This is a genomic window from Roseovarius sp. (assembly GCF_018066915.1).
Classification (GTDB): Bacteria; Pseudomonadota; Alphaproteobacteria; order Rhodobacterales; family Rhodobacteraceae; genus Roseovarius.
Genome location: NZ_JAGPVV010000174.1, coordinates 1 through 6,830, shown reverse-complemented (window position 1 = coordinate 6,830; position 6,830 = coordinate 1). Strand labels below are relative to the sequence as shown.

At 60.3% G+C, this 6,830-nt stretch carries 5 protein-coding genes and 2 pseudogenes; 4 read left to right on the top strand and 3 right to left on the bottom strand.

Annotation, left to right across the window (positions count from 1 at the left end; genetic code table 11):
* Nucleotides 1-56: 56 nt before the first annotated feature.
* Nucleotides 57-695, top strand: a pseudogene (locus KBT70_RS20735) (ArdC-like ssDNA-binding domain-containing protein); the annotation flags it as partial.
* Nucleotides 696-783: 88 nt separating this feature from the next.
* Here KBT70_RS20735 and KBT70_RS09365 read toward each other — a convergent pair.
* From KBT70_RS09365 to KBT70_RS09355, 3 genes are read right to left on the bottom strand one after another with little or no spacing between them, the layout of a single operon-like run.
* Entirely contained in the window at nt 784-1,776 is a 993-nt protein-coding gene (locus KBT70_RS09365; protein WP_296631824.1) for a tyrosine-type recombinase/integrase, read from the bottom strand.
* Nucleotides 1,773-2,714: a tyrosine-type recombinase/integrase gene (locus KBT70_RS09360; protein ID WP_296631821.1), complete on the bottom strand. Its 942-nt coding sequence runs from the start codon at nt 2,712-2,714 to the stop codon at nt 1,773-1,775. The genes KBT70_RS09365 and KBT70_RS09360 overlap by 4 nt, the downstream gene beginning before the upstream one ends.
* Entirely contained in the window at nt 2,711-3,928 is a 1,218-nt protein-coding gene (locus KBT70_RS09355) for a tyrosine-type recombinase/integrase (RefSeq protein WP_296631817.1), read from the bottom strand. The genes KBT70_RS09360 and KBT70_RS09355 overlap by 4 nt, the downstream gene beginning before the upstream one ends.
* A 147-nt stretch (nt 3,929-4,075) precedes the next feature.
* On the opposite strand from KBT70_RS09355, the pseudogene KBT70_RS09350 reads away from it, so the two are divergent.
* From KBT70_RS09350 to KBT70_RS09340, 3 genes and pseudogenes are all read left to right on the top strand, one after another.
* Nucleotides 4,076-4,354: pseudogene (locus KBT70_RS09350) on the top strand (zincin-like metallopeptidase domain-containing protein); the annotation flags it as partial.
* Nucleotides 4,351-4,548, top strand: a complete 198-nt coding sequence (locus tag KBT70_RS09345) for a hypothetical protein (protein ID WP_296631814.1) — start codon at nt 4,351-4,353, stop codon at nt 4,546-4,548. The pseudogene KBT70_RS09350 and the gene KBT70_RS09345, both read left to right, overlap by 4 nt.
* Before the next feature lie 138 nt (nt 4,549-4,686).
* The gene (locus KBT70_RS09340) at nt 4,687-6,552 is read left to right on the top strand and encodes a ParB N-terminal domain-containing protein (protein ID WP_296631811.1); all 1,866 of its coding nucleotides are present in this window, start codon (nt 4,687-4,689) and stop codon (nt 6,550-6,552) included.
* Nucleotides 6,553-6,830 lie beyond the last annotated feature (278 nt).

The window sequence follows — 6,830 nt, the reverse complement described above, 5'->3', positions numbered from 1 at the left end:
CCAAACACAAGAGGAGAGGGGGCTTGGACCTGTCTGATCCGGCAATTTTGCTGGAGATGTTCAGGAGAATACACATGCCCAGAAGATCATATTGCTCACCTAAAATATCGCCCGCCGCGAGAATTACCGCCGCGATCATTGAAAAACTGGAAGCTGGAACAAAGCCATGGATCCAGCCTTGGAGAGGGCTTCCAGTCTCACGGCCTCTGCGCAGTTGCGGTACGCCCTATCGCGGAATGAATGTCTTCTGGCTTTGGATGATGGCGCAAGAGAACGGTTATAACGCTCCGTACTGGATGACTTACAGGCAGTGCGCGGAGCTTGGTGGTCAGGTCCGCAAAGGCGAAAAATCGTCCATCGCCATATTCTACAAAAGCTACACCAAAGAAGTCGAAGCAGCGGATCATGGTGAAGCGCAGGAGGAAACCCGCCGCGTTCTAAAGTCCTATGCCATTTTCAATGCAGACCAGTGTGATGGATTGCCCGAACGCTATTATCCTGGGGCCGATGTCCAGGATGTTGAACCCGAAGGACGTGAAGCAGCTTTCGATGCATTTTTTGAGAAAATCGATGCCAAGAAACGGGAGCAGGGCAGTTCGGCCTACTACGAGCCTACCCCCGATCGCATCACAATGCCGCCAGCAACTCTTTTCAACGGTTATGACCATTTTTATGCAACATTGGCCCATGAACTCTCGCATAATGCCGTAACCGGGATTATGCCGCATGACCTCCACTGGAGGTTTGATTTCCGGGCTTTGGCCATGCGGCGGTTCGGCATAATCAGAGCCCTTCCAGGAACGCGAGGAGGCCATCGTCGGGCCGGTATCGACCTGTCAGCACCTGCGGAGCAGCGACCCGAGCGAGCGCCTTTTCCTTCATCCGCATATCGGCGTGGATGTATATCTGGGTGGTCGCGACGGACTCGTGTCCGAGCCAGAGCGCGATTACCGTTTGATCGACGCCGTGATGAAGCAGGTCCATCGCAGTGCTGTGGCGCAGCGTATGCGGCGTGACCCGCTTCGCAGCAAGGCTCGGGCAGGCACGCGATGCAGTAAGGCAGTGCTTGCGGACCAGATATTCGAGCGCATCACGGCTGAGCCGCTCACCCCGGATCGACGGGAACAGCGGCCTATTGTCATCCGGATGATTGCCCATCCACGCCTTGAGCAGCTTGGCGGTATCGCGGCGAAGCGGTGTGCATCGTTCCTTCCGGCCCTTGCCCAAGCAGCGGATATGCGCGCCTGTGCCCAGCGTCACATCGCTGCAACGCAGGCCAACCAGTTCAGAGGCCCGCAGGCCCGTCTGGAGCGCAAGCAGGAGCAGCGCGTGATCCCGCCGTCCTGTCCATGTCGAACGGTCTGGAGCCGCGAGCAACGCCGCGATCTCCTGTGCATCAAGGAACGTCACCGTGCGTTTCACATAACGCTTGTTCGGCATCGCCAGAATGCGCTGGCAGTGGAGCAGCCAGGCCGGATCGGTCATCGCGACATAGCGGAAGAACGAGCGGATCGCGGCAAGCCGGGTGTTGCGGCTGCGCGCGCTGTTGCCCCGCGCCGTCTCGGTGTAGACGAGGAAGTCGGCGACCAGATCGGCATCGATATCCTCAACCGCGAGTTTGACCGGGGGTTTGCCATGCCGCGCACTCGCGAACCGCATGAGCAGGCGGAACGTATCGCGGTAGCTTGCGACCGTGTGAGGGCTGGCTTCCATCTGGATGCACAGCCGGTCGGTGAAGAAGCGCTGGATCAGCGCAGGCAAGGTTGCAGCGCTCATTGGTCCATCTCCCCGTCCCCGGAGGTTGCCCGCGCCATCGCCAGATCAAGCAGTTCGGGCACTGCTTCGAGATACCAGAACGTGTTGTCGGGGTCGCTATGCCCCAGATAAGTGGTCACCTGGATCATCTCGCGGGCCGGATCCTTGCCGGTCCGGTACCAGTTTATCATCGTGCGCACCGCGAAGCTGTGGCGCAGGTCATGGATACGTGGTCCCCGGCCATGACGGCAGTATTTCTGGGGCGGGCGCAGGCCGATCTGCTGGCAGACCCTAGCAAAGTTATAGCGTGCACCGCAATCGGTCGGTCTTGTTCCCTTGCAGGTGACGAAGAACGCGTGCGGGGTGTTTCCAAGCAACCGGTCGCGCTCAACAGCATAGCCGGTGAGTTTCACCACCACGCTCGGGTCGAGCGGAAGCAGTCGCTCCTTACCAAGTTTTCCGCGCCGAACGCGCAGCACACCGGTTCCCATCTCGAGGTCGTCCTGATCGAGTGCAAGCGCTTCGCTGATCCTGAGGCCCGTCACCGCAATAAGCCCGAACAGGACCGAGAAGGTCAGCCCGCGCATACCGTATATCGAAGGCAGCATTTTGGCCGCCCCAATGATCGAGACTATCTCGGCTTCACTGTATATATAGGGACGTGTTCGTCCAGAACGATCTGGCAGCAGCCCGCGTGGCGGCACCTCATGGGCTGGATCAATGCTGCTCAGCCACTGCGCGAACAGGCGGACCTTGCTAAGCCGGGCGGAGCGTGTCGAGGTGCTGACGTCAGGCAGGCCCGCGTCCCAACGCAGGAACAGCGCCGTGTTGATGTGCGCTGCGCCTTCCTGATCAGCGAACCGGGCAAAGCGGCGAAGCACCCGTTCGTCGGTGCGAAGATCATAGCCAAGACTGCGCCTGATGCCGAGATAGCGGCCGAGTTGCGACAAGATATTCATTGTCCGCCTCCCTCAACTGGCCAAGGTTGGGCGATGGACCTGAGGCCATCGATATCAAGCCGGGCATATATCATCGTCGATGATCGTGAGCGGTGCCGCAGCATGTCTCCGACCTCGTCGAGCGATGCGCCCGCGTTTACGAGCTGGGTCGCAAGGCTATGACGCAGAATATGCGATCCGACATAAGGCGTGGGCGGTTTCTGGCCGGTTGCCTTCAATGCGTCCCTGAGGATCGTATTGACGATCTGGCCATCCTTGAACTCGCGATACGGCGCGCGGTACGTAATGAACATAGCCCGGCAGCATGTTTCGCCGCGTTCCTCACGAAGGTATCGGCTCAATGCGGTACCGATCTCATCCGATATCGGCAGACGGTCATGAAGCCCGCCTTTGCCGCGCACAAGCAGTTCGCCTGTGCGCCAGTCGATATCTTCAAGCTGGATCGCGATAACCTCGGGAGCCCGCAGTCCGAGCCGCGCCATGAGCAGCAGCATTGCATGATCGCGCAGCCCGTGCCGGGGGTTGCTGTGTGCCGAGGCGAGAATGGCCTCGACTGCACGTGGCGACAAGTGCCGGGGCAGCCGCGCAGCCCACTTTTTGGCCAGCTTGGGAATGCACAGCGCCAAGTTGGTCGCCGTTATCCCGCGCGCAAAGAGATACTGGAAGAAGGTCCGCAAATGGGTTGCGACCGTCTTGTCGCGATAGGGCTGTTTGCCGGTCAGCAGATTCTGGATGAAGCCGATAACATCGGCAGCGCGAAGACGGGTCAGATCGATCATCGCGGTCCCGAAGCGATGGTCGAGGAAGCGATTGGCAAAGCGCAGCGTGTGGTAGATGGTGCGCGGGCTGAGGCCCCGCTGTCCCGCAAGATAGGCTTTGTAATCCGCCAGCAGTTGCGTTCGCGCGATCTGCGTTTCGGTGGGTGGCACTGGCTGCGCTACACCAATAGCGATCAGATGCTCGGCGAACCGCCGAGCGAGGTTGTGGAAGCGGATCGTGGTATCGGATTTGCTTGCCAGCGGTCGTGCCAGCCCATCCGCAAGATCGGGGGTGAGTGCCGACGGCGCGATCCCGGCATCGTCCATCAGCCCGCCCAGCTTGCGGACAAGGTTGAGGTAGTTCCTGATGGTCCCCGGTTTGTAATTAGCTTCGGCGAAACTTTGTGCGAACGAGTCCAGATAAGGATCGGTGCAGTTGTTCGAGTTGTCGGTCATGATCATTATGCTCCTTGTTGTTGGAGCACCAAGGATTATGCCGAAAGCGATCAGCGGTATCATACAAAATACCGTCATATACGAACACCATGCGGCATAATCCCGGTTGCGGCATTATGACCATTATGCCGATATCGGCATAATTCTCACTGGACCGGACATGCCTCGCGGCTTGGCCGCGACCAGTCGGGCCGATTTGGAAGCGCCGCCTATGCCCGGGAGGAACTGTGCGCCGAACTGGCGTCCGCCTTCTTGTGCGCGGCGCTCGGTATTGTCCCGTCTGTTCGTCATGCCGATTATCTGGGGTCCTGGCTCACAGTGCTGCGCGCCGACAACCGCGCAATCTTCAAGGCAGCGTCGCACGCCAGCAAAGCGGCAGACTATCTCCTCGCTTTTGCCGATCCAGGCACGGAGCGGGCGGCGTGAGCACCCTTCCCTCCCTTGCCTCAGAGCAGACGGCCATCGGCGAGCAAGTGCTTGTGCCCGGTGTCCAGCCAATCACGCCAGCCGAGCGGCTGGCGATGCTGGTCAATGCCCCGATGCAGCCGCGCCGCCCCCAGCGCCCGGCGGATGAGGGATTGTTCGATACCAATGCCCGCAACCAGCTCGAGATGTTTTGATGAGGTTCGCCGCGCCTTCACCCCCCGAAGGACGGCAACCCCGCGCCGCAATCTCTGCGGCGCGGGCAACCGGTCCCGCCTCCACCGCACCCTCCTATGCACCGGAGGCGGGGCCACCCAAGCCAAGGAGTGAAGAGCATGCAAATCGTCTATATCCCGCTGGACCGCCTGTCGGTCTCCAAAGCCAATATGAGGGTGGGCAGAAAACCGCCCGACGTGAGCGACATCCTGCCCTCGATTATCAAGCGCGGCGTTGTCTCACCCTTATTTGTGCGGCCCGATCCTGCCCCGAATAGCGCCGATGAATGGTGCGCGGGCCATTTCGAGATCATTGCAGGCAAAAGGCGTTATTATGCCAGCCTCGAAGCCGCCAAGCAGGGCAAGGATGATATAAGCCTGCCGTGCATAACGCTCGGTGAAGGCGACGATGCCGAAGCGCTGGAAATCTCGATGATCGAGAATATGCTGCGCCAGAACCCCGATCCGGTCACGCAGTGGGAAAGCTATACAAGGCTGGTCAAGCAAGGCCGCAGCGTCGAGGACATATCCGCGACCTTTGCGCTCTCCGAGTTGCAGGTCAAACGCATCCTCGCGCTCGGCAATCTGTTGCCGCGCATCCGCGAAGCCTACCGCGCCGAGGAAATCGACGCGGCCACGGTCAGGCATCTGACGCTGGCGACCAAGGCACAGCAAAAGGCATGGCTAGCATTGTTCAGGGATGCCGACAGCCATGCACCGCGCGGGCAACAGCTGAAAGCATGGCTGTTCGGCGGCGCGTCGATATCGGTCAGCATGGCCTTGTTCGATATCGACGCATTCAGCGGCCAGATCGTGACCAACCTGTTCGAGGAAGACGGCTATTTTGCCGATGCTGACCAGTTCTGGGCGGCGCAGTCCGCAGTGATCGAACAGCGCAAGGCCGAATATCTCGCCGCCGGATGGAGCGATGTCCAGATCATCCCGCCGCATGAGCATTTTTCGTCGTGGGAATATGAGAAGACCCCCAAGCGCAAGGGTGGGCGCATCTATATCGAGTGCCGTGCCAGCGGCGAGGTGGTCTTCCACGAAGGCTATCTCACCCGGAAGGAAGCGCAGCGCATCGGCAAGGGCGACGGCGACACCGGTGCGGGCGTGACCAAGCCTGCGCGGCCCGAACTGACTGCGGCGCTCACAGCCTATGTAGATCTGCACCGTCATGCAGCGGTGCGGACCGAACTTGCTTCCCGGCCCCATATCGCCTTGTGCGTCATGGTTGCACACGCCATCTGCGGTTCGCCGCTCTGGAGTGTGAAGGTGCAGGAGCAACATTCGCGCAATGATGCAGTCAATGAAAGCATCGAAACCTGCCTTGGCGAGACCCGTTTCGACGAACGCCGTCGTGCGGTGCTGGACGTTCTGGGGTTTGACCCCGACCGCATCAGCGTGACGCATCAAGGCTATGGCAGCGCTAACCTGGTCGCTGTGGTGACGCGATTGCTGGAACTGCCAGAAAATGTGGTGTTAGACGTAGCAGCCGTTGTGATGGCCGAGACGCTGGCGAGCGGCAGCGCGTTGATCGAGATGCTTGGGGTCACGCTTGGTGTGAGCATGGCGGATTACTGGCAGCCCGATCAGGCCTTTTACGATCTGCTCCGCGATAAGGAAGTGGCAACGGCGATCCTTGCCGAGGTCGGCGGCAGTTCGGTGGCAGAGGCTAATGCGAAGGAAACGGGCAAGGTCATCAAGTCCGTGATTGCGGATTGCCTCAACGGCGAGAATGGCCGCAAAAAGCAAGAGGCATGGGTGCCGCGCTGGATGGCCTTTCCGCCTTCGGCCTATACGGCGCGCGGCGGGGTTGCCACAGTGACCGCTGCCAATCGGGCAGCGTCGATAGCTGAAATCGAAACAGCGGACCAACCCGACCCGGCTATGCCGGTCGTGGCTGCGGAGGCCGAGATCGCGGCCGACGCCCAATCCGAGCCAAGAGAAAGCGCAGAAGCAGAGGAAGAGCAACTTGCGGCATAAGCAGCTTGGCGCAGGCGGCGGATAACCGCCGCCTGCGTCTGGTCTCACAAGGACCGAAAACAGGGCATGGCGGGCCGCATATCGTCAAATATCACCATTGGAGGCGGCTTTGAACTGCCGGATCATGAAAAACCCCGCCCGGCAGAACCGGGCGGGGATGAACTTCGGCAATGAGACGCGCAGCAGCAGGCGCAGTGCGTCATCGATTGAAATTGCCTTCTCGCGACGATCGCACTTGGAGACACCGTGACACGAATCGAAAGTTCGGCTTCAAGACA

Bases quoted from the DNA above. Each gene is read 5' to 3' on its own strand.
- KBT70_RS09360 (WP_296631821.1), bottom strand. From the start codon at position 2,714: ATGAATATCTTGTCGCAACTCGGCCGCTATCTCGGCATCAGGCGCAGT.
- KBT70_RS09355 (WP_296631817.1), bottom strand. From the start codon at position 3,928: ATGACCGACAACTCGAACAACTGCACCGATCCTTATCTGGACTCGTTC.
- KBT70_RS09365 (WP_296631824.1), bottom strand. From the start codon at position 1,776: ATGAGCGCTGCAACCTTGCCTGCGCTGATCCAGCGCTTCTTCACCGAC.
- KBT70_RS09340 (WP_296631811.1), top strand. From the start codon at position 4,687: ATGCAAATCGTCTATATCCCGCTGGACCGCCTGTCGGTCTCCAAAGCC.